Here is a 21,279-nt window from a genome sequence, read left to right on the forward strand (position 1 = left end):
AAAGAAGCGAAACGCATGACCAAACAGACACTAACCTGTTTCAAAGCCTACGACATCCGTGGCAAACTGGGCGAAGAACTCAATGAAGACATCGCCTATCGCATCGGCCGTGCCTATGCGCAGCACCTGCAGGCCAAACGCGTGGTGGTGGGCGGCGACGTGCGCCTGACCAGCGCGGAACTCAAGAACGCACTGGCGAACGGCTTGATGGATGCGGGATGCGACGTCATCGACATCGGCAGGGCGGGAACAGAAGAGATCTACTTCGCTGCCTTCCATCTGGATGTGGACGGCGGCATCGAAGTCACCGCCAGCCACAACCCGATGGATTACAACGGCATGAAACTGGTTGCCAGAGGGGCGGTGCCGATCAGCGGCGACACCGGCCTCAAAGCCATCCAGGCCCTGGCCGAGATTTCTGTGGGTCGGGTTTTAACCCGACAAGACTCTGTCGGGTTAAAACCCGACCTACAAAATGCCGCTGCCCCTGTAGGTCGGACTTCAGTCCGACAAGACACTGTCGGGTTAAAACCCGACCTACAAAAACGTGGTTCGCTGACTCAATCCTCAATCCTCGATCCATATGTAGATCACCTGCTGACCTACATCGAACCCGCCGCCATCAAATCGCTGAAGCTCGTGGTCAACGCGGGCAATGGCGCCGCAGGGCACGTCATCGACGCACTCGAAGCGCGCTTCAAGCAATTGAACATCCCCGTCGCCTTCATCAAGATTCATCACGAAGCTGATGGCACCTTCCCCAACGGCATCCCCAACCCGCTGCTGCCCGAGAACCGCGCCGCCACCTCCGATGCGGTGAAGGCGCATCAGGCCGACATGGGCATCGCCTGGGATGGCGACTTCGACCGCTGTTTCCTGTTTGACGAGCGCGGCGAATTCATCGAAGGCTATTACATCGTCGGCCTGCTCGCCGCCGCCTTCCTGGCCAAACAACCCGGCGAAAAGATCATCCACGACCCGCGCCTGACCTGGAACACCGTCGACGTCGTCAAACAATCCGGTGGCATTCCCATCCAGTCCAAGACGGGTCACGCCTTCATCAAAGAACGCATGCGCGCCGAGAACGCGATCTACGGTGGCGAGATGAGCGCGCACCACTACTTCCGCGACTTTGCCTACTGCGACAGCGGCATGATCCCGTGGCTGCTGGTGGCCGAACTGTTGAGCCGCAGCGGCAAACGTTTGTCGCAATTAGTCGGGGAGCGCATCGCTGCCTACCCGTGCAGCGGCGAGATCAACTACCGCGTGAGCGATGTGAACCAGACCATCGAGCGCATCCTGTCGCATTACCTGCCCCAGGCTCCCGGGGTCGATCGCACCGACGGGGTGAGTGTAGAATTCGCCGATTGGCGCTTCAACCTGCGCGGGTCAAACACCGAGCCGTTGTTGCGCTTGAATGTCGAAACGCGCGGCGACCTGCCCGCCGTTGCACGGCACGTGCGGCAGCTCGAAACGCTGATCGAGGGAAGTGCGGATTGATTCCGGGTAAAATTTGAGCAAATGCAGAGGATAAAGATGAACAACGAACAACCCATCATAGAGAACGATGAAATAAGCCTGTGGGACATCATCGATTTTTTCAGGAACAACGCCGGGCTCATTGCCGCCGTTACGGTCGCCGTGTTCCTGCTGGCGGTGGCTTACGTGCAGTTTGCGCCGAAGAAATATGAGGCCAGCAGCGTTGTGCAAATGGCGAAATTCAAGGGCCTTGACATCGAAACCCCGTCCGCTCTGGGCGAGCGCCTGCGCCATGCGGCAAGCTATAGTTCGACCGCTTTGACGGAATGCGGGATCGCCAACCCGGATGCGGTCGGCGACTATCTGGGCGGCATGATCAAGACCTCGACCCTCAAAACGCTGCCGGACACACTCGACTTGCGCGTTCGCACGGCGACCCCGGCGCGGGCGAAACAATGCCTGGAATCTGTAGTCGGCCTGATCGGCAAGCAGCAATACGACATGGTCGAAGAGCAGCTTCAGGGCGGGAACCTGCAGTTGGCGGGCTACCGCCAGTCGCTGGCCGACGAAATGCACCAACTGGAACGGGTGCGGAAAACAGACGTGGCCAACATTGCCTATCTGGCCAGGCTCGACCAGCTGTCTGCATTGCGTTCCCGCATCGACGAACTGGAAAGCCGGAACGCGTTGGCTCATGCGTCCCCGACCAAACTGGCGGTGCCCATCAGTACATCCGGCAGTCCGGTTTCACCCCGGGTGAAATTGTCGTTACTCATCGGACTTCTGCTGGGCATCGCGCTGGGGATTGCGCTCGCGCTGGCAAAAACGGCATGGCATACACTCAATCGATAGCACGACGTGCGATACCGCGTTGCGGGGCGGGAGTTCGATACAATGCACCGCCGACACCGCGATGTGCGGCGCTCTATTATCCAAACCGGCAGCACCGCTGCCAACACTGAAGAGATGACACAATGAACCAACACGGCAAACTCGACCCTTCACGCAATTCTCCGGCGCAGAAGGTCGCCCTCATCACCGGCATCACCGGCCAGGACGGCGCCTATCTGGCCGAACTGCTGTTGAAAAAAGGCTACCTCGTGCACGGGGTCAAGCGCCGTTCCTCCTTGTTCAACACGGATCGCATCGACCATCTGTACCAAGACCCGCACGTGAACAACGCCAAGTTCAAATTGCACTACGGCGATCTGACCGACTCCACCAACCTCATTCGCATCATCCAGCAAACCCAGCCGGACGAGATTTATAATCTTGCGGCGATGAGTCATGTGGCCGTGTCATTCGACACCCCTGAATACACCGCCAATGCCGACGGCATCGGCACCCTGCGCATCCTCGAAGCCATCCGCATCCTGGGCCTGGAAAAGAAGACCCGCTTCTACCAGGCTTCCACTTCAGAACTGTTCGGCCAGGTGCAGGAAATCCCGCAAAAGGAAACCACTCCGTTCTACCCGCGCAGCCCCTACGCCTGCGCCAAGCTGTATGCCTACTGGATCACCGTCAACTACCGTGAAGCGTACGGCATGTATGCCTGCAACGGCATCCTGTTCAACCACGAATCGCCCATCCGGGGCGAAACCTTTGTTACGCGCAAGATCACCCGCGCCCTGGCGCGCATCAAGCTCGGCCTGCAGGACTGCCTGTATCTCGGCAACCTGGATTCGCTGCGCGACTGGGGGCACGCCAAGGACTACGTCGAAATGCAATGGCTCATGCTGCAACAAGACCAGCCGGAAGACTTTGTCATCGCCACCGGCGTGCAATACAGCGTGCGCGATTTCGTCAATGCCGCCGCCAAGGAGCTGGGCATGGAAATACGCTGGGAAGGCAAGGGCGTGGACGAAAAAGGTTACCTCCCCTCGCCCGATGGGAGAGGGGCTGGGGGTGAGGGCGAACGCTGCATCATCCAGGTTGACCCGCGCTACTTCCGCCCCACCGAAGTCGAGACCCTGCTCGGCGATCCGACCAAGGCCAAACAAAAACTCGGTTGGACACCCAAGATCACCTTCGACGAACTGGTTGCCGAAATGGTGCGCGAAGACCTCAAGTCCGCCGAGCGCGACGAACTGGTCAAGAAGCACGGCTACAAGGCCATGGACTATCACGAGTGATTTTGTAGGCCGGGCCTGATAGTGTGGTGTTGGAGCTTTAGTCCCTTACAGCCACGTCCTGCCGCTTACGGGTGCAGCTTGGCAGCCAACGCACTATTGAAAGTGAATACGCATTGCCATATACTTGTGCTATATACATATGGGAGGTCACCTCATGACAACGAGCACAGTGTTTACGAATAACCGGACACAAGCGGTCAGGTTGCCTGCTGAGATGAGATTTTCTGAAGAAATCAAGCAGGTAAATGTCCGCGCAGTGGGGAATGAACGAATCATTAGTCCAATAACGGAAACGTGGAATAGCTTCTTCGAGAATGGGGTGCGCGCTTCACCTGATTTTATGGAGGTCAGAGAGCTGCAAGAACAAACCCCTCGTGAAGCACTCTGATGCTGAAATACCTGCTTGACACCAATATCGTCATCTACGTGATTAAACGCAGGCCGCTCGAGGTGTTAGGTTTATTTAATGCAAATGCGAGCCGCATGGCGATATCGGTTGTAACGCTGGCGGAGCTATTGCATGGCGCAGAGAAAAGTGCACAGCCAACGTCCAACCTTGCGGTAGTCGAAGACTTTTGCAGCCGATTAGAGGTGTTGTCGTACACACCCAAGGCAGCACAGCACTACGGCTCGATTCGAGCGTCACTTGAAATGATGGGGCAACCCATCGGTGTGAACGACTTGCACATTGCTGCACATGCGCGTAGCGAAGGACTTGTGCTGGTAACTAACAATATTAAGGAATTTGAAAAAGTACCAGCGCTACAAGTTGAGAATTGGGTCGCAAGCCATTGATGTAATCACTGTAGGCCGGGCTTGAGCCTGACAGCCAAGCCGGTCGGGTTGAAACCCGACCTACGGGGAAACGGGTTTTTGTAGGTCGGGTTTTAACCCGACAGCCAGCCCCACAAAGAATTTGAACGAAAATGAACAGCATGAACAAAGACGCAAAAATTTATGTCGCCGGCCATCGCGGTCTGGTCGGTTCCGCCTTGGTGCGCCGCCTCAAGGCGCGCGGCTACCACAACCTTGTCGTGCGCACGCATGCCGAACTCGACCTGACCGATCAGCACGCGGTACGCGCCTTCTTCGAGGCCGAGAAGCCGGAAGTCGTCCTCCTGGCCGCAGCGAAAGTGGGCGGGATCCACGCCAACAACACCTACCCGGCAGAATTCATCCGCGACAATCTCGTCATCCAGTCCAACGTCATCCACAGCGCCTACCAAAACAAGGTGCAGCGATTATTGTTTCTGGGTTCGTCCTGTATCTACCCCAAGAATGCACCGCAACCGATGAAGGAAGAATGCCTGTTGACTGGCCCGCTGGAGCTAACCAATCGCCCCTATGCGCTGGCCAAGATCGCCGGCATTGAGATGTGCTGGTCGTACAACCGCCAATACGGCACCCGGTATATGGCCGCCATGCCCACCAACCTGTACGGCCCCAACGACAACTACGACCTCAACAACTCTCACGTCCTCCCCGCACTCATCCGCAAGATGCACGAAGCCAAACAGCGCGGCGACAAGGAGGTGGTCGTGTGGGGAACCGGCACGCCCAAGCGCGAATTCCTCTACAGTGAAGACATGGCGGGCGCCTGCATCTATCTGCTCGAACAGGCGGAGGGCAAACTCGCTGGCCTGTTCAACAACGACCAACCGCCGCTGGTCAACATCGGCTGCGGCGAAGACCTCACCATCCGCGAACTGGCCGAACGGGTCGCGGAAGTGGTCGGCTTCAAGGGCAACCTCACCTTCGACCCCAGCAAACCCGACGGCACGATGCGCAAGGTGATGGATGTCTCCCGCATCAACGCGCTGGGCTGGACGCACACGATGCCACTGAAGAAGGGCATTGAGTTGTCCTACCAGGATATGTTGAGCAAGATCAAATAGAGAACCAAACTTGAATCTGAACCTTATCCCTTCAACCTTGAATCCAAGATGGCCGCGTGATTAAAAAAATGCGCACCTCTTTTGAAGAGGTATTGGCCCACCAAGGCTTCCGAAAGTACCTCGCGAATACATCTTGGCTATTCGCGGAGCAGATCCTGCGAATCATCGCTGGGCTGCTGGTGGGCATCTATGTTGCGCGATATCTTGGCCCGGAAAAGTTCGGCCTGTTCAGCTATGCGCTGGCGTTTGTAGCCCTGTTCGCGTCGGTCGCCAAGCTGGGGTTGGACGGGATCATCGTCAGGGACTTGGTCAACGCACCAGGAAAGCGCGATGCCTATCTCGGGACAGCATTCTGGTTGAAGGTCATGGGCGCCATATTGGCTGGTGCGGGTATAGCTGTTGCATTGGCCATTGCTGATAACGACGACACGACGAATCTGTATATAGGGATCATCGCGAGCGGGCTGGTTTTCCAGTCGTTCGAGGTTGTGGACTTCTATTTCCAGTCGCGCGTGTTGTCCAAATACGTGTCGATCTGCAAGATATCCCAACTGCTGCTCTCGTCGCTGCTCAAACTGTATTTCGTAGCCGTCAATGCGGACTTGTTCTGGTTCGTGCTGGTAAGTCTCATAGATCAAGTGAGCCTGGCGGCTGCGCTGGCTTATGCGTATTCAAAGCAAAAGTTCGGTGCTTTCTACATTCAGTTCGACAAGGCAGTCGCAAGGGAATTGCTGATGAGCGCAAAGCCGCTGATCATCTCTGGGATATTGGTGTCGGTATACACGAGCATAGACCGGGTGATTATCAAGGAACTGCTCGGGGTGCGCGAAGTTGGCCTGTATGTGGCCGCGACCGGGCTGGTTAACGCGCTCTATTTTTTGCCGATGCTGACTGCGAATTCCCTGTTTCCGGCAATATTGAATGCCAAGCAGCAATCCGAGGAGATGTACAACAGAAGATTGTCGTTGTTGTACAAATACAGTCTTTTTTTCGGCTTGCTGGTTTGCCTGTTTGTGTCAGTATTCGCGGCACCGATAATCAGTTTGTTGTACGGACAAAAATTTGCAGAATCATCCGGCGTGCTGCAGATACATATCTGGAATTTCCTGCTGATTTGCTTTTCGGCGATTTTTGGAAAATGGCTGCTGGCGGAGAATCTGCAACACGTGAGTCCGTTGCTAACATTCATCGGAATGTCGCTGAATATTGCATTGAATTTTATATTGATACCGCTAGTTGGAGTAGCAGGCGCAGCTTTGGCAGCTGTGTTGAGTCAACTAATAACATTTGTACTAACATTCGCAATTCATAATCAATTGCTCAAGCATTTGCAGATAATGATGAGAAGTTGGATGGGGGGCAAGTGAATTTTCAGCAAATTGAAAACAATATCTACAAAAATTGTTGTCCACTGTGTGGGGCCAATAGCATTAGCCCCCAAGGGCGTCTGGATTATGTAGGCAGAACCAAATTTTCTTCTAGAGAAATTGAACTTATGCATTTGCCGGAACTGTGGAATTGTGACGTGTGTTTATCCGGTTTCGTGCAACACACGGTAGATGAAGAAACTGCCAAGATGCTCTACTCAACTGGTCAGGCAGGTGAACGATGGTCAACTGTCCCGTTCGAGCAGAACAAGACAAGGAACGTGATTGATACCATGTCCGTTATCTTCAGAGACAAAGGAAACGTGCTGGATGTGGGATGCAACACGGGGGAACTGCTCGATTTCGCACAGAGCTTCGGGTGCAGAACGTGGGGTGTGGAGTATTCAGCTGCAAGCCGCGCAATACTTGCTGACAAGGGGCACGGTGCGTACTCTTCATTTGAAGATGCGTCGGGAGGCTATGACGTGATAGCGGCTTTTGATCTGGTCGAGCATCTGTATGATGTTCCCACCTTCCTGAAAAACTGCCGCGAGAAACTCGCCGAGAACGGCAAACTAGTAATTCTTACGGGAAACATTGGTTCCTTGAGTGCGCAACTGGCGCGAGCACATTGGTGGTATGCCCAATACCCTGAACACATCATTTTCCCCTCCCGTAAATATTTCTCTGAGTACTCCGGTATGAAGATACAAAAATGGGTATCGACATATGCGTCAAAAGGCTACCAGAACCCAATCAATAAAGCAGTCTGGGGAATGCTGAAAGGAATGTTGCGTGGAAGAATATATACGGGCTTGCCGTCACTGGGGCCAGACCATGTTTTAGTGGTGTTAAACAAATGAATTGTCCAATCTGTAAAGAGCAACAACCCCATGCCCTCATGCAGACCTACGACGACCGCTATGGTTATCAAGGGTCGTTCACCCTGATGCAGTGCCAACACTGCGGACACGAATTCCTGGACTGCAACTTGTCTGCAAGCGAGTTGACCGAGTTATATACCAATTACTATCCGCGCAAGTGCCTCGATATCGCGAACTACACACCGCATACGGAGCAAAACGGCTTCACTGCCTGGTTCAATGGCTCGGGCAGTTCCGCGTTTCGCTGGGTGCCCAGAAATGTGCGCGTGCTGGATGTAGGTTGCGGCTTCGGCCAATCACTGGGTTATCACACCGCAAGGGGCTGCGACGTTTACGGCGTAGAGGCCGATGAAAATATTCGTCGCGTAGTGGAAAAGTTCGGATTCAAGGTGCATGTCGGCCTGTTCGACGACAAGGTGTATGAGCAGGATTTCTTTGACTTTGTCACGATGGATCAGGTGATCGAACACGTCACCGATCCAATCGCAACGCTACGTGGCGTTGCGCGGATCCTTAAATCCGGCGGCACGGCTATTCTGAGCACACCCAATGCGCGCGGTTGGGGGTCAAGGCTGTTTGGCAAGCGCTGGATCAATTGGCATACGCCATACCATCTTCAATTCTTCACGCGAGAATCGATGCGGCAGGCTGCAGAGCAGTCCGGTTTGGTGCTGACGGAGGTGAAGACCGTCACCAATTCTGAATGGCTTCATTACCAATGGATACATCTGGTGACCTATCCAAAACCAGGCAAGCCGTCCTGGTTCTGGTCGCCCGATAAATCTGGCGCACGTGCCCATCAAAAGATCATGGTGAGATTACTTTCACTCTTGCATAGAACCAAGATCAATCATTGGGTGACGCGCCTCCTTGATGGTCTGGGCTTGGGTGACAACTTTGTGTTTATTCTGAAGAAGCCATGACTTCGAAGGTGCATATCCTGCTGCCGGTGCACAACAGGCGCGCGATAACGGAAAAGTTCATCGACTGCCTTGCTGCGCAGTCATACACGAACTATCACCTGATCCTGATTGACGATGGCTCCACGGATGGCACCAGCGAAATGGTTAGTGCTAGGATCGCCAATCTGACCGTCCTTCGCGGGGCGGGCAATTGGTGGTGGGCCGGCAGCCTGCAACAGGGAATAGACTGGCTGAAGATAAACGCTACGGACGATGACATCGTCGTGTTCATCAATGACGACGTGACATTCGCCCCCGGCTTCCTGCTGAAAGGCGTGCAGTTGCTCGATCAGTTTGGCGGCATGCTGCTTCCGCAGGTGGTGAATGACAAGACGGGAAACATAGAAGAGTCGGGTGTCGAGGCGGATTTGAGCAGACTCACGTTCAAGACAGCAACAAGTGCTGCGCGCATCAATTGCTTGCCCACGCGCGGATTGTTCATGAAGCTGTCGGTGGTGAAGAAGGTGGGGGATTTCTTCCCGAGGCTGCTTCCCCATTACCTGTCGGATTATGAATACACCATCCGTGCGCACAGGCTGGGTGTCCCGCTTGCAACGACGCCTGAACTCGTCATTGAGTTTGACCGAGGGGCGACTGGATACCGGGTTTTTGAAGGGGAATCATTCACGGATTTCCTGAAAAAGTACTTTTCGATCAAATCCGCCTCAAACCCGTTCTATTGGTCAACATTTGTATTGCTGGCAACACCGAAAGTCAACATTCCGTGGCTTCTGTTAAAGGTGTGGAGCCGCTCGGCTCGCGCAATATTGCGGCGGAGCTTGGAGCTGTTGAGTGTCGATGGGGCGTGAGAGATAAATGATCAATAGCAAAATCACCGAAGTGCCCGTATTGCTTTTGATTTTCAACAGACCGGATACTGTTGGGAAGGTGATAGATGCACTGCGCGAAATAAAGCCAAGGCATCTGTATGTCGCGGCTGATGGCGCGCGGGCTACGAGACCCGAAGAGAGAACAAAAACCGAAGCCGCGCGGAAGATGGCCACGGCGATCGATTGGCCATGCGAGGTCAGCACACTTTTTCGGGAGGAGAACCTGGGATGCTACCGCGCGGTCAGTGGTGCCATTGACTGGTTCTTTGAAAATGTGGAAGAGGGCATCATTCTGGAAGATGACTGCGTGCCTGACCCAAGTTACTTTCGCTTCGCCAACGAATTGCTGGAGCGCTACCGGGACGATGAGCGTGTCATGACGATCGGTGCCAGCCATTTTCATGGCGCAGCGCATCAACCACCCTACAGCTATTTCTTTAGCCGCAACAGCCATTGCTGGGGCTGGGCCAGTTGGCGCAGGGCCTGGAAGCTGTATGACCGTGAAATGTCTTTTTGGCCGGAATTGCGCGAGACCGATTGGCTGCTTGGCGTCGGCAATGGCAGCCGGGCATTCCAAAGATACTGGACCGAGATATTCGATCGCGTCCACGCGGGCAAGATTGATTCGTGGGCCTATCGCTGGACCTTCTCATGTTGGGCGCAGAATGGATTGAGCATCCTGCCGTCGAAGAACCTGGTCAGGAACATCGGGTTTGAACATGATGCCACGCATACCGCGGGGAGCGGACATTTGGAGCTGGCATTGGAACAGATGGTATTTCCGCTGGTTCATCCGCCTTGCATGGTGCGCGATGTCGAGGCCGATGCGTGGAGTGACCGATATCTGTTCTCGATCGATCAGAGGCGCTCCATTCGAGGTATCGTGAAAAGATTACTTGGGTTCGTGTTGCCACGTCAAAAATGAGCCGCTCGCATTCAAAAATCCGGGGCTACTTCAATTCATCGATCGTTGCGATCATGTTGAGACTCGTCGGGCGATCGGTGTTGGGGTATTACCGCTTGGCAAAACTTCGCCGCAATCATCCGACGCTCGAGCTCGATATGCCGATCAAGATAAGTTTCGACCGGCACGAAGCATTGCGCTTGGGAAAGAATATTTTCATCGGGGCGTTTTCGGAGATCGTGGTGCTTGAAAGCACATCGTTCTCTCCGATAAAAGGAGCTCTTGAGATCGGCGATAGGGTCATAATCGGCAAGGGAGCCAATATTCGTGCGGCCGGCGGCCAGATCGTCATTGGCGAGAATGCGTTGCTGGCCCAGGATGTTTCGCTTATTGCAGCAAACCATCTGTTGACCACGACGGCGCTTCCCTACAGGGATCAACCCTGGGATTCAAACCGGTTTGGAGTGACAGTGGGTCGTAATGTATGGATCGGTGCTGGCGTCACCGTGTTGCCTGGAGTTGATATCGGAGAGAATGCGGTGATCGGTGCGGGTTCCGTAGTGACCAGGAACATTCCGGGCAACCAGCTTTGGGCGGGTGTTCCTGCAAGATGCATCAAAGTGCTACAACATTAGGCAGTTAGAGGCATGAGTCATCATTTGAGAGAAATCGACGGTCTAAGGGCTATAGCGGTTCTTGCCGTTGTTATTTATCACTTCAATAAGGAATACCTACCTTTCGGCTACTTGGGTGTTGACATTTTTTTTGCTATTTCAGGCTATGTGATTACCAAGTCCATCTTGGATAGAGCGGAAGCGGGGCTCTTTACGTATACAGATTTTTTTATGCGCAGGGCAAAGCGCTTGCTCCCGGCACTGGCTGCCATGATTGGCGTTTCAATCATTGTTGCAGCGGTGCTTATGCCAGGAAAAATGCCGTTGGCAACTGGTGCCGCGGCCCTTGTGGGGGCTTCGAACATTTTGCTGTGGTTCGCCAACCAAGATTACTTTGCTTTTTCAGCTGAATGGAATCCACTTACCCACACTTGGAGCCTCGGTGCTGAGGAGCAGTTCTACTTATTCTTTCCTTTTCTCCTTTTGCTGTTCAGGGCGTCGCGTAAGGTAATGTTCTTGCTACTTGCTAGTGTCGCGATTATAAGTCTCACAAGTTATATCTGGATGTGGCATGAGCATCGTGCGAGCGTGTTCTATTTAACACCATTTCGCCTTTGGGAACTTATGGCGGGCGCACTGGTGTGTATAGCCTACCGCACTCGGGGGTGCTTGTTGAAGCCGCATCACCAGAGTCTGCTGAAATATGGACTTCTGCTCGCTCTGCTGATAGTGCTGTTTTCTGACGGTTTGCCGGAGCTCCTCGCGACCGCTTTATGCGTACTAGCTTCCTGTGGCGTGCTTTATCTTTCGGGCCGGGGCAGCAATCCAAATCCCATACTCCTCAATCCAATATCTCTCTTCATCGGAAAAATATCTTATTCGATTTACCTATGGCATTGGCCAGTTGCCGTGTTCAGCAAGCTGACCTTCCCAACGGAATTGGTACTGCCGGCCTACATTGTTCTGACGACAGGACTTTCAATATCTTCTTACTATGGAATTGAGCAACCACTTCGATTCCGCAAGTGGACTTGGTTCCAAAATCGTTTTTTTATCGCAGTCCCTTCCTACGCTATTGCTGCCACGCTAATGATTGCGAGCGTATGGCTTGCTAAGCCTCTGCTCTATCTGGGACCACAGCAGATGTTAGAAACCCAGTTTCTCAAGAGCGATCCATGCCATATTCCGAACGAGAATGGGCTAATGGACTGCCTTAAAGAGAATGCAGGAGGGGGAAATACCATCTGGCTGGTCGGCGATTCTCACGCTGGAAATTTTTCGGTCTCATTGGCAAGTGCTGCCAAAACGTTAGGGGTTGGTGTTCAACACTTGACGAGCCGCAGTCTATTTGCGTCGCTTTCGAGCCAATGTACTCCTTTCCTATGCCCCGAGGGGACGTTCTCAGATCTTGCAGCTCGGTTAAAAACAATATCCAGACCTGGGGACGTCGTGGCTATCAGTTTCGCCAGAGACCGATTTGAAAGGGATACAATACAGGTAGGAACGATATCTTTCAGCATAACCTTACGGCTTTCATAAGTGAGGTGAGTTCAACTCGTCTGAAGGTGGTCCTGGTGGAGGATATTCCCAAGGTATGTCATAACGACAGCGATTACCTGAAATCATCCATTCAACGACAGGCTTGCACCATTTCAGCTGTGGATTCACGAACCGAGCGCAAAGCGCTGTCAGCAATCTACAGTAGTATCAAAGAAGAAAAGAATGTGACCATCCTTGACCCACATGACAGACTCTGCGAACAGGCGGATGGTGGTCTTCGTTGTAGCAATTGGTTGGGCAGCCAACTTCTTTACCTTGATAGTTCTCCACACCTGACTTATTGGGCCAGTTCTTCACTCGCTAGTTTTTTTGTTGATGAACTTAGGCCGTTTTTTGTAACCAATCAGTGAATTCACGCGTAAAAGGTGAACACTTAACCTTATGATGATTTTGGCGTTGACAAATTCTGACTAACTATTTCGTGCGGATAATCAAGAAATCATGAATGAAATTATGCTTTGGGGAGAGCGATTGCCTGTAGAGGCGTTGCCACAAGCGGATATCGAATATCTGGTTGCTATCGCCAAAATGGAACGGCCCACGGTCGAGTGGATGTGGCAGGAAATGGACAGGGTCTGGGATGCGCTGGCTCTTGATAATGCATCAGCGTTGAGCGAGCAGGCGATAGGCGATTTCTATTCGCACCCTGTATGGGTCGTGAATGGCGTGTTCTCCGCTACCGATCCGGACTCGGTCCGGCATCGCGAATCGATCGCATCGTATGTCAGCCGGCTGGGTGTGGGGCGAGTGGCTGACTATGGCGGCGGCTTTGGCGAACTGGCGAAGAAGCTGAACGCTGCCGTACCGCAGGCGCAAATAGACATTGTGGAGCCGTATCCGTCAAAGCTCGGGATGTTGCGCGTGGAGGGTATCCCGGGGATCAGATTCGTGAAGAGCTTTGATGGTCAGTACGACTGTGTCATCGCGCAAGATGTCCTTGAACACGTGGAACAGCCCTTGGCGTTGACCGAACAAATGGTGCAAGCAACCAAGCTGGGCGGCCACCTGATCTATGCGAATTGTTTTTATCCCGTGATCAAGTGCCACTTGCCTTCGACTTTCTATCTGCGCCATACCTTTACTTGGGTGGTCAGGGGAATGGGACTGAAGTGTGTGGGGCGGGTGGACGGAGTTGACCATGCACTGGTTTTCAAAAGAGTGGGGGATCCCGACAAAACCATGACCGCGCTGCTGAGCGTGATTGCGAAAGTCGTTGCCCCGTTGCTAAACAGGATGGTTCCCGTTCTGGGCGCGATCCGTCGCAGGATGGGAATGTAGTGGCCGTGAACCTGCTGATGCTGAACACGTTCGATAATCACGGCGGTGCCGCGATGGCGACCTATCGCTTGCACCGTGGCTTGCGCGCCATCGGAGTCGATTCACACTTGCTGGTGCAGGACAAGAAATCCGACGACGCCAACGTCATTGGTCCGGAAACAAGGTTGCAAAAGGGCATCGCGTTATTGCGGCCGCATTTTGACGCGCTTATTACCAATTCTTATCGCAAGCGCCAGAATGTGCTTTTTTCTCCTGCTGTGCTTCCGGAGAAATTGGCATCCATAGTCCCAAGCCTGAAGCCGGACATTGTCCATCTGTTCTGGGTAAGCAGCGGTTTCCTCCGAATCGAAACATTAAGAAAGATCAAACAGCCGATCATCTGGACACTGCATGACATGTGGCCATTTACCGGCGGGTGTCACTACGACGACGAATGCGGAAGATTCCGGCAGTCCTGCGGCAACTGCCCTGTATTGAATTCGGAGCAGGAGAGCGATCTGTCGCGGCGTGTGTGGCGGCGCAAGCAAGCGTCCTGGGAGGGTGTGCCGATCGTGGTGGTTGCAACCAGCCGCTGGCTCGCCGACATGGCGCGTTCGAGCTCGCTATTCAGGGATCAGCGGATCGAGGTGATTCCGAACGGTCTGGATACGGAGACCTACAAGCCGCTGGATAAAGTTGCAGCGCGCGCAGCTTACAATCTGCCGCAAGACAAGCATCTGGTACTGTTTTCGGCATTCTGTGCGACCAGCGACAAGCGCAAGGGTAACCAGTTTCTGGTCCAGGCTCTGGAAAAGATGTCGCAGGCCGGTTGGGGTGCAAAAACCGAGTTGCTGGTCGTTGGTGCATCCAGGCCGGAGAGCCCGCCGGATCTGGGCATGAACGTGCATTACATGGGATACCTGCATGACGAGATAAGCCAGGTACTGCTTTATTCCGCTGCGGACGTTGTGGTCGCCCCATCCATGCAGGAGAATTTGTCTAATGCGGTCATGGAATCGCTCGCATGCGGGACGCCCGTGGTGGCTTTTGATATCGGGGGCATGCCCGACATGATCGATCACCAGGTCAATGGCTATCTTGCAAAACCTTTTGATCCGAACGATCTCGCCGCAGGCGTGATGTGGGTGCTGGAAAATGGCGAACGTCATGATTCGCTTTCGCAGCGCGCGCGCCAGACGGTGCTGGAGCGCTACGAATTAAAGACGGTCGCGCGCCGCTATCTGGCGCTTTATCAAAGCATTCTCAAATGACTTTCCGTATTTACAGACGGTTTCTGTCGTCATGATCATCGGCTCCGGTTTATTGGCCCGTGCATTTCCGGGTACTTTCATTTCACGCCCGGATGTGTGTATTTATGCGGCCGGAGTTTCCAATTCAAGTTGTACGGATACCCGCGAATTTGCGCGTGAACGTGAACGCCTTGCCGATGCATTGCATCGGACTGCCAATGTGGATGCGTTCGTATATTTCGGGACTTGTAGCGTGGCCGATCCTGAAGTGCGGGACACGCCTTATGTTCAACATAAACTGGCGATGGAAAAAATGGTTTGCGCCCACCCGCAGAGTTTAATTTTGCGTTTGCCGCAAGTCGCAGGAAAGACGCCCAACCCGCATACCTTGTTGAATTTCCTGTACGCGCGCATTTCGCGCAGCGAATCCTTCAAGTTGTGGAGCAAGGCGGAACGCAACATCATCGACGTGGTTGATGTGGCCGCTATCGCCCGGCAATTGATTGCGGATAGTTCGGTGCGGAATGTGACGGTGAATGTTGCAAATGTGGTGAATTACCCGATGACTGAAATTGTCGGTGCGATGGAGCATGTTGTGGGCAAGCGTGCGGTGTACGAAATTGTGGAGCGTGGCTCGGCATTTCGCATCGACGCCAGCGCCCTATTGCCCGTGCTGGGAAAAGCGGGGATCGAATTTGGCAAAGATTACCTCGAAAAAGTAATCGGCCGGTATTACGGCAGAAGCGTTTGAGCCTGGCCGTGCATGGATCAAGCGGGAAGCCGCGCTGCATATAGTCTGGACATGCGATTGTGTTGGGATTGAGTGAATGAATCGCTGCTCGATTTTTATTCTAAATCCGAGGACTTAATCTCAACATTTACAACATACACCTATTGTTTTTACTAGACACATGTATTGAATGGAAATACACTCGTCTCATGTCAATATCCTATGAACGCGCCTTTGTGGCGCAACTTGAAAAACGCCTGCGGGGTGGATCGCCGCTGATCCAGGTGTTGGTCGGGCCGCGTCAGGTGGGCAAGACCACTGGCATGAGCCAGTTGCTGGCGCGCATCCCGGGCAACAGCCACTATGCCAATGCCGACGATCTGCTGGTCACCGACCGTACCTGGTTGCTGGAACAATGGCAGAAGGCTTTGCTGTTGGGGGATGGCGCGCTGCTGGTCATTGATGAGATACAGAAAGTGCACAACTGGCCGGAGGTGATCAAGTCGCTGTGGGACAGGCAACCTCACCGCCTGCGGGTGGTGGTGCTCGGGTCGAGTTCATTGCAGATCCAGAGCGGTCTGACCGAGAGTCTGGCCGGGCGTTTTGAGTTGACCCGGATTTTCCATTGGACCTATACCGAGCTCAAAGCTGCGTTCGGCTACGACCTTGAGCGTTATCTTTTGTATGGGGGCTACCCCGGTGCGGTCGCGTTCGAAAACGAATATAACCGCTGGTATGCCTATCTCAAGGATGCAATCGTGGAGGCGGTCATCGGCAAGGACATCCTGCAGAATCGCAAAGTAGCCAATCCGGCCCTGTTCAGGCAGGCTTTTGAGATTCTCTGTCGCTATCCGGCTCAGGAAATAAGCTACACCAAGCTGCTCGGACAGTTGCAGGATAAGGGCAATACCGATCTGGTCAAATACTATCTGGAACTCTATGCGGGGGCGTTCCTGGTGTATTCACTGAGAAAGTATTCGGCCAAGAGGTGGCTGACGCGCACCTCCAGCCCGAAGATTCTCATGGCCTGCCCGGCCTTGCACACCATGACAGCGGGGCAACAGACACTGTCAGATCCGGAGCAACGCGGGCGCGTCTTTGAACTGGCGGTGGGCGTCGAGTTGTTGCAACTGCCGGGCGAGCTCTTTTACTGGAGAGAAAAAAACGCTGAAGTCGATTTTGTCTATCGCCACCAGGAAAGACTGTATGCGATCGAAGTCAAATCCGGGCGGAGAAAATCCGCCAAAGGGCTTGAGGCATTCATGCGAAATTTTCCCGAGGCCATACCGGTGGTCTTGACGCCGGACAATTTTTCCAGACTGTCTGAAGCGCCGAACAAGTTTCTGGCCACGTTCCATTGAAAAACGAGAAATCACGAAAGTGTCAGACTGTGGCGGTTTGGGGTTGTACGTATTCCAAATGTGGTGAATGACCCGATGACTGAAATTGTCGGTGCGATGGAGCATGTTGTGGGCAAGCGTGCGGTGTACGAAATTGTGGAGCGTGGCTCGGCACTTCGCATCGATGCCAGCGCCCTATTGCTCGTGTTGGAAAAAGCAGGCGCCAAATTTGGCAAAGATTACCTCGAAAAAGTAATCGACAAGTATTACGGGAAAATTGCTTAATTTTGGCCCCCATTCATCAAGACAGACGTTGAACTTCAAATGTTAACCAGCGAGATTTATGAGTAACACGACCTCTGCTGTTGGTGCGCGCTTAAAACTACCTGGTGTGGTGTTGCACGCTACTTGGAACTTATAACAATGGCCCGCACTGTCTGGTAGGTCGGGTTTCAACCCGACAAGTCGGGCTGAAGCCCGACCTGCAAGGGTTTGCGCATAAGTGTCGTCAAGAACGATGCACTACACCAGGTGATTATTAAAAGGTCTGGATAGTGCTCGTTCTTGACAAGATGATGCGACATCATCATGATGCGCTCACATCAGGAGGAATCATGCGCACGACGATTGATATTGAGGACGATGTGCTGGCCGCCGCCAAGGAATTGGCGCGCGCACAAAATGTTTCTGCGGGTTATATCGTTTCAAAGTTGGTGAGAGAGGCGCTGGCCGGTCATCAACAGGGGCGAGCCGGAAAGAAACACGTCGCCGGATTCAGGCCATTCCCGGCACGCGGGTCGTTGGTGACCAATGAGCAAATCAACGCATTGCGCGATCAGGAAGGTATTTGATGCGCGCGTTGCTGGATGTGAACGTGCTGATCGCTTTATTGGATGCGGGGCATGTGCATCACAGTCTTGCGATGGCTTGGCTGGACAGCCAGATTCGACATGGTTGGGCCTCCTGCCCGCTTACCCAGAACGGTTGCATACGCATCATGTCGCAACCCAGGTATCCAGGCAGTTTGCCGGCGGCGCAGGTGGCTGACAGATTGGCGGAAGCGGCCAATAATCCCAAGCATGAATTCTGGCCGGCGGATGTCAACATGCTTGCCGGCGGTGTGTTTGACTGGACCAGGGTGCTGGGACATCGGCAAGTCACAGATGTTTATCTGTTGTCGCTTGCGGTGCATCACGGCGGGCGGTTTGTTACGTTTGATCAGCGGATTGTTCCCGACGCGGTGCAAGGCGCGCACTCCAAACACTTGGTGGTTTTGACCTAGAAAGTGTTGAGGAGGTTTGGATTGACTCCCCAATCCAGGCTATTCTTTACGTTACCCTGAGAAAGGGGTTTCCCGGAGGAAGGCCAAAGATGTCCGCCATAGTGCAAGCGTTGGAGATGAATAATTACCATGCCAAACAGGCCTGAAGCACCACCGTCACAGATGAAAGGCGGGATACGTCTAAAAAGTGAGGGAAAGAAGTCAACGATTGGTAAGCCTCTCGTCTCTATCATAACGGCCACTTTCAATGCATCTGAACATTTACCGAACACGATCAAGTCAATTCGTAAGCTGTCTTATGGAAATGTTGAGTGGATTGTCGTAGATGGAAATTCTACTGATGAAACCGTTGAATTGCTTAAACAAAATGAGGACGTAATCGATTATTGGTTAAGTGAGCCTGATGGAGGAATTTACGATGCGTGGAATAAGGGAATATCCCTTGCGCGCGGAGATTGGATCGCTTTTCTTGGGGCTGGAGATAGTTATAACGCCGACGCAATAGATGGTTATATGCGTGCAATTGGTTTGTCATCAGATGTTCCGGAATTTGTGAGTTCGAAAGTGCGATTGGTGGATAGCAAAGGGCTAACTTTGAGAGTTATAGGGATGCCATTCAAGTGGGAAACATTTGTTCGATATATGACTGTTGCCCATGTCGGGGCTTTGCATCATAAAAGCCTGTTCAAGAAACAGGGTGTTTTTGATACCTCATACTCTTTGTCGGCTGATTATGAATTTTTAATAAGGTGCGGACCTGGCTTGAAAACGGCGTATTTGGGCACTGTTACAGCCGAGATGTTGGTCGGGGGGGGTAGTAATGGTTACAAAGGATTATTTGAAACTTATCGTATCCATAAAAAGTACGTGGCTACTATGTCTGCCGTATTAGAACTTTCACTTGCCCTGGCAAAACGCATTGTTCGACCTTTGTTCCGGGGTTATTAAATTGATGATTGTAAGATAAAGCGCATGTTGAAACTATGGTTTGTTGCCAATACGTTACTTTGGCCATTCAATGTTGATGCAGGAGGATTAAAGCTTGGCCTGAACGTCATCTTGCTTACTTTAGTGGGGACAGTGTGGCTTTTAAAGAATCAAAGATTTTCAGGCTATTCTGTGAATGTGCTTTCTGGTTTATTTATCTTTCTGATATTTTCGTACCTGGCAGCGATCACCGGTATTTGTACGGACAAATTTCTAAAATTTGCATTGACTGCCCCCGTTTTTATTTTCTTAATTTTCGTTGGGCTAGAGGTTGGATGGCGTTCAACCGATAACGATTGGTTGAATTTACAGAAAGTGTCTCAATGGGTTTTGCTGGTGGCATTTGCCGGATTCATAATCGAGGCGTTGCTACCTGGAAGTTTCCCACTTCAAGCGGGCTCCCGATCAGAAGGCAAGTTTTCAGGACTATTTGCTGAACCTAGCCATGTTGCATTTTCTTTATTTCCAAGTATCGCGATTTTACTGGTAGCCGAGAGTAAACCAATGCGGCGCAAGGGAATATTGGCACTTGTCAGCTTGCTCCTGTTTTCCCGTTCATCGACATTGATTGCCTTGATTGTGGTCTGGGTCTCGTATCGCATGTTTGCCCAAGGAAAGTTTCGTCAAGTGCTGTTGGCTGTGCCAGCGATGGCATTGATTGTCGCATTGGGTGCGATGGTGGATTATGACCGATTTGTGGGGCCGACTCTGGAAAGGGTCGCTGGCGTAGTTGGAGCGAGCGAGACGCAAAACATGTCTAGTTTGGTTTATCTTCAAGGTTGGCAAGATGCTTGGAATAATTTGTTACGTACAGAAGGGCTGGGGCTTGGTTTTAACATGATGGGGTGTACTCCTTTGCCTGATGTTCAGGCGCGAGATATCTTGTCAAGCGTAATGCATATTGAACTTAATTCTGAGGATGGTTCGCATTTATTTGGCAAGATTGTTTCAGAAGCTGGCATTTTCGGCATTTTGTTTTTTATTGTAATTATCTGGTGGTGGATCCGGATAGAGAAAAAGTTTCGTAAATATGGTTTAAATAAAACAACCGCCGCCATTTCGATCCAAATGGCATTGATATTTACTTTTATTGCTCAAGCCTTCATTCGTTCCCCAGGATATTTTAGTGGTGGTTTCTTGCTTATGATCGTTGCGGTTTCAGCCAGTGCCAAATGGCGGAGGGAGTGTATTGCGAGGGATGTGGCGAACAGGGGGGGCGTGCAATGAGAAAGTCTGGGGTATGTTTGGTTGGCTTTGCCGTGTTCGACTATCCGTAGGCTCACAGAGGGGGGGCTGCTCGCGACTCGGGGCATAGCAATCATGCTGGAATCACCAAGCGCAGAAACAGCAAAAATTATTCACGGCTCACGTTTGGAAAATATGAGATCTTTTATTGAGGTTATGAAAAATCAGCCGTTATCAACAACTATGCTCGGACGGGGGCTTGGATTTGGTACTAACACGGCGCTTCATATGAATCCAAATGTATCTGGACCTTCTACTTGGGTTAAACCGATCGATAGTACCCATGTCACCTTCATTGTCCAGTTTGGGCTATTGGGTTATGCCGTGTTGGTATTCGTAGTATTTAGCCTGATAAAAGCAGCGAATAAAAGGCTAAAAAAATACGAAGACAAGGCCAGGCTGTATGTGTTGGCCGGCATGATATTTTTGTTAACACTTGTTCAGAATGTTTTCGAAAACCAATTGCTTGTTGCATTGTGCGGAATAGGAATTGTTTTCTACATTGGGAAGTCCGCGGTAAATCAGATAGCAATTAATAAAGAGCCGGGGTGTTGACTTGAG

General features: G+C 52.5%; 24 protein-coding genes. All 24 read left to right on the top strand.

Translation table 11 applies throughout. The features are described from left to right. Window positions 1-15 precede the first annotated feature (15 nt). On the top strand, window positions 16-1,500 hold the full coding sequence (locus tag ACKTSJ_RS02300) for a phosphomannomutase CpsG (RefSeq protein WP_407896987.1): 1,485 nt from the start codon (window positions 16-18) through the stop codon (window positions 1,498-1,500). 36 nt (window positions 1,501-1,536) lie between these two features. Continuing rightward, entirely contained in the window at window positions 1,537-2,331 is a 795-nt protein-coding gene (locus ACKTSJ_RS02305) for a Wzz/FepE/Etk N-terminal domain-containing protein (protein WP_407896988.1), read from the top strand. 122 nt (window positions 2,332-2,453) lie between these two features. Further along, a complete protein-coding gene (gmd, locus tag ACKTSJ_RS02310) occupies window positions 2,454-3,611 on the top strand; it encodes a GDP-mannose 4,6-dehydratase (RefSeq protein ID WP_407896990.1) in 1,158 nt (385 codons plus the stop codon). Window positions 3,612-3,765: 154 nt separating this feature from the next. Then, window positions 3,766-3,999, top strand: a complete 234-nt coding sequence (vapB, locus tag ACKTSJ_RS02315; RefSeq protein ID WP_407896992.1) for a type II toxin-antitoxin system VapB family antitoxin — start codon at window positions 3,766-3,768, stop codon at window positions 3,997-3,999. After that, window positions 3,999-4,406 (top strand): type II toxin-antitoxin system VapC family toxin, encoded by a 408-nt coding sequence (locus ACKTSJ_RS02320; RefSeq protein WP_407896994.1) that lies wholly within the window; start codon window positions 3,999-4,001, stop codon window positions 4,404-4,406. The genes vapB and ACKTSJ_RS02320 overlap by 1 nt, the downstream gene beginning before the upstream one ends. 140 nt (window positions 4,407-4,546) lie before the next feature. Then, window positions 4,547-5,506 carry a GDP-L-fucose synthase family protein gene (locus ACKTSJ_RS02325; RefSeq protein ID WP_407896996.1) on the top strand — a complete coding sequence of 320 codons (960 nt, stop codon included), beginning with the start codon at window positions 4,547-4,549 and terminating at the stop codon, window positions 5,504-5,506. 56 nt (window positions 5,507-5,562) lie between these two features. Beyond that, on the top strand, window positions 5,563-6,873 hold the full coding sequence (locus ACKTSJ_RS02330) for a flippase (RefSeq protein WP_407896998.1): 1,311 nt from the start codon (window positions 5,563-5,565) through the stop codon (window positions 6,871-6,873). Then, window positions 6,870-7,736 carry a class I SAM-dependent methyltransferase gene (locus tag ACKTSJ_RS02335; protein WP_407897000.1) on the top strand — a complete coding sequence of 289 codons (867 nt, stop codon included), beginning with the start codon at window positions 6,870-6,872 and terminating at the stop codon, window positions 7,734-7,736. Before ACKTSJ_RS02330 ends, ACKTSJ_RS02335 begins: the two co-directional genes overlap by 4 nt. 38 nt (window positions 7,737-7,774) lie before the next feature. Beyond that, entirely contained in the window at window positions 7,775-8,680 is a 906-nt protein-coding gene (locus ACKTSJ_RS02340; protein WP_407897002.1) for a class I SAM-dependent methyltransferase, read from the top strand. Then, entirely contained in the window at window positions 8,677-9,528 is an 852-nt protein-coding gene (locus tag ACKTSJ_RS02345) for a glycosyltransferase family 2 protein (RefSeq protein ID WP_407897004.1), read from the top strand. The genes ACKTSJ_RS02340 and ACKTSJ_RS02345 overlap by 4 nt, the downstream gene beginning before the upstream one ends. Window positions 9,529-9,535: 7 nt before the next feature. Beyond that, window positions 9,536-10,474 carry a glycosyltransferase family 2 protein gene (locus tag ACKTSJ_RS02350; RefSeq protein WP_407897006.1) on the top strand — a complete coding sequence of 313 codons (939 nt, stop codon included), beginning with the start codon at window positions 9,536-9,538 and terminating at the stop codon, window positions 10,472-10,474. After that, window positions 10,471-11,088, top strand: a complete 618-nt coding sequence (locus tag ACKTSJ_RS02355; RefSeq protein ID WP_407897008.1) for an acyltransferase — start codon at window positions 10,471-10,473, stop codon at window positions 11,086-11,088. Before ACKTSJ_RS02350 ends, ACKTSJ_RS02355 begins: the two co-directional genes overlap by 4 nt. 12 nt (window positions 11,089-11,100) lie before the next feature. After that, entirely contained in the window at window positions 11,101-12,606 is a 1,506-nt protein-coding gene (locus tag ACKTSJ_RS02360; protein WP_407897010.1) for an acyltransferase family protein, read from the top strand. 26 nt (window positions 12,607-12,632) lie between these two features. Then, window positions 12,633-12,977 (top strand): SGNH hydrolase domain-containing protein, encoded by a 345-nt coding sequence (locus ACKTSJ_RS02365; RefSeq protein WP_407897115.1) that lies wholly within the window; start codon window positions 12,633-12,635, stop codon window positions 12,975-12,977. 91 nt (window positions 12,978-13,068) lie between these two features. Then, complete coding sequence (locus ACKTSJ_RS02370; protein WP_407897012.1) at window positions 13,069-13,905, top strand: class I SAM-dependent methyltransferase; 837 nt, start codon at window positions 13,069-13,071, stop codon at window positions 13,903-13,905. A gap of 5 nt (window positions 13,906-13,910) precedes the next feature. Further along, window positions 13,911-15,155: a glycosyltransferase family 4 protein gene (locus tag ACKTSJ_RS02375; RefSeq protein WP_407897014.1), complete on the top strand. Its 1,245-nt coding sequence runs from the start codon at window positions 13,911-13,913 to the stop codon at window positions 15,153-15,155. Window positions 15,156-15,186: 31 nt separating this feature from the next. After that, the gene (locus ACKTSJ_RS02380) at window positions 15,187-15,885 is read left to right on the top strand and encodes an NAD-dependent epimerase/dehydratase family protein (protein ID WP_407897016.1); all 699 of its coding nucleotides are present in this window, start codon (window positions 15,187-15,189) and stop codon (window positions 15,883-15,885) included. 188 nt (window positions 15,886-16,073) lie between these two features. After that, entirely contained in the window at window positions 16,074-17,225 is a 1,152-nt protein-coding gene (locus ACKTSJ_RS02385) for an ATP-binding protein (protein ID WP_407897018.1), read from the top strand. A 75-nt stretch (window positions 17,226-17,300) separates the two neighbouring features. Beyond that, complete coding sequence (locus tag ACKTSJ_RS02390) at window positions 17,301-17,489, top strand: hypothetical protein (protein WP_407897020.1); 189 nt, start codon at window positions 17,301-17,303, stop codon at window positions 17,487-17,489. A gap of 269 nt (window positions 17,490-17,758) precedes the next feature. Further along, the gene (locus ACKTSJ_RS02395; protein WP_407897022.1) at window positions 17,759-18,055 is read left to right on the top strand and encodes a CopG family transcriptional regulator; all 297 of its coding nucleotides are present in this window, start codon (window positions 17,759-17,761) and stop codon (window positions 18,053-18,055) included. Beyond that, a complete protein-coding gene (locus ACKTSJ_RS02400) occupies window positions 18,055-18,486 on the top strand; it encodes a TA system VapC family ribonuclease toxin (protein ID WP_407897024.1) in 432 nt (143 codons plus the stop codon). Before ACKTSJ_RS02395 ends, ACKTSJ_RS02400 begins: the two co-directional genes overlap by 1 nt. Before the next feature lie 129 nt (window positions 18,487-18,615). Continuing rightward, entirely contained in the window at window positions 18,616-19,434 is an 819-nt protein-coding gene (locus tag ACKTSJ_RS02405; protein ID WP_407897026.1) for a glycosyltransferase family 2 protein, read from the top strand. A 24-nt stretch (window positions 19,435-19,458) separates the two neighbouring features. Beyond that, window positions 19,459-20,700, top strand: coding sequence for a hypothetical protein (locus ACKTSJ_RS02410; protein ID WP_407897028.1), 1,242 nt, complete (start codon window positions 19,459-19,461; stop codon window positions 20,698-20,700). 93 nt (window positions 20,701-20,793) lie between these two features. Further along, window positions 20,794-21,273, top strand: coding sequence for a hypothetical protein (locus ACKTSJ_RS02415; RefSeq protein WP_407897030.1), 480 nt, complete (start codon window positions 20,794-20,796; stop codon window positions 21,271-21,273). Window positions 21,274-21,279 lie beyond the last annotated feature (6 nt).

Source organism: Ferrigenium sp. UT5 (genome assembly GCF_045866295.1).
Taxonomy (GTDB): domain Bacteria; phylum Pseudomonadota; class Gammaproteobacteria; order Burkholderiales; family Gallionellaceae; genus Sideroxyarcus.

Excerpts from the sequence above, each read along its gene's own strand:
- ACKTSJ_RS02300 (WP_407896987.1), top strand. The coding sequence starts at position 16 with ATGACCAAACAGACACTAACCTGTTTCAAAGCCTACGACATCCGTGGC.
- vapB (WP_407896992.1), top strand. The coding sequence starts at position 3,766 with ATGACAACGAGCACAGTGTTTACGAATAACCGGACACAAGCGGTCAGG.
- ACKTSJ_RS02355 (WP_407897008.1), top strand. The coding sequence starts at position 10,471 with ATGAGCCGCTCGCATTCAAAAATCCGGGGCTACTTCAATTCATCGATC.
- ACKTSJ_RS02320 (WP_407896994.1), top strand. The coding sequence starts at position 3,999 with ATGCTGAAATACCTGCTTGACACCAATATCGTCATCTACGTGATTAAA.
- ACKTSJ_RS02350 (WP_407897006.1), top strand. The coding sequence starts at position 9,536 with ATGATCAATAGCAAAATCACCGAAGTGCCCGTATTGCTTTTGATTTTC.
- ACKTSJ_RS02385 (WP_407897018.1), top strand. The coding sequence starts at position 16,074 with ATGTCAATATCCTATGAACGCGCCTTTGTGGCGCAACTTGAAAAACGC.
- ACKTSJ_RS02370 (WP_407897012.1), top strand. The coding sequence starts at position 13,069 with ATGAATGAAATTATGCTTTGGGGAGAGCGATTGCCTGTAGAGGCGTTG.
- ACKTSJ_RS02400 (WP_407897024.1), top strand. The coding sequence starts at position 18,055 with ATGCGCGCGTTGCTGGATGTGAACGTGCTGATCGCTTTATTGGATGCG.
- gmd (WP_407896990.1), top strand. The coding sequence starts at position 2,454 with ATGAACCAACACGGCAAACTCGACCCTTCACGCAATTCTCCGGCGCAG.
- ACKTSJ_RS02380 (WP_407897016.1), top strand. The coding sequence starts at position 15,187 with ATGATCATCGGCTCCGGTTTATTGGCCCGTGCATTTCCGGGTACTTTC.
- ACKTSJ_RS02325 (WP_407896996.1), top strand. The coding sequence starts at position 4,547 with ATGAACAAAGACGCAAAAATTTATGTCGCCGGCCATCGCGGTCTGGTC.
- ACKTSJ_RS02405 (WP_407897026.1), top strand. The coding sequence starts at position 18,616 with ATGCCAAACAGGCCTGAAGCACCACCGTCACAGATGAAAGGCGGGATA.
- ACKTSJ_RS02345 (WP_407897004.1), top strand. The coding sequence starts at position 8,677 with ATGACTTCGAAGGTGCATATCCTGCTGCCGGTGCACAACAGGCGCGCG.
- ACKTSJ_RS02415 (WP_407897030.1), top strand. The coding sequence starts at position 20,794 with ATGCTGGAATCACCAAGCGCAGAAACAGCAAAAATTATTCACGGCTCA.
- ACKTSJ_RS02390 (WP_407897020.1), top strand. The coding sequence starts at position 17,301 with ATGACTGAAATTGTCGGTGCGATGGAGCATGTTGTGGGCAAGCGTGCG.
- ACKTSJ_RS02340 (WP_407897002.1), top strand. The coding sequence starts at position 7,775 with ATGCAGACCTACGACGACCGCTATGGTTATCAAGGGTCGTTCACCCTG.
- ACKTSJ_RS02305 (WP_407896988.1), top strand. The coding sequence starts at position 1,537 with ATGAACAACGAACAACCCATCATAGAGAACGATGAAATAAGCCTGTGG.
- ACKTSJ_RS02360 (WP_407897010.1), top strand. The coding sequence starts at position 11,101 with ATGAGTCATCATTTGAGAGAAATCGACGGTCTAAGGGCTATAGCGGTT.
- ACKTSJ_RS02410 (WP_407897028.1), top strand. The coding sequence starts at position 19,459 with ATGTTGAAACTATGGTTTGTTGCCAATACGTTACTTTGGCCATTCAAT.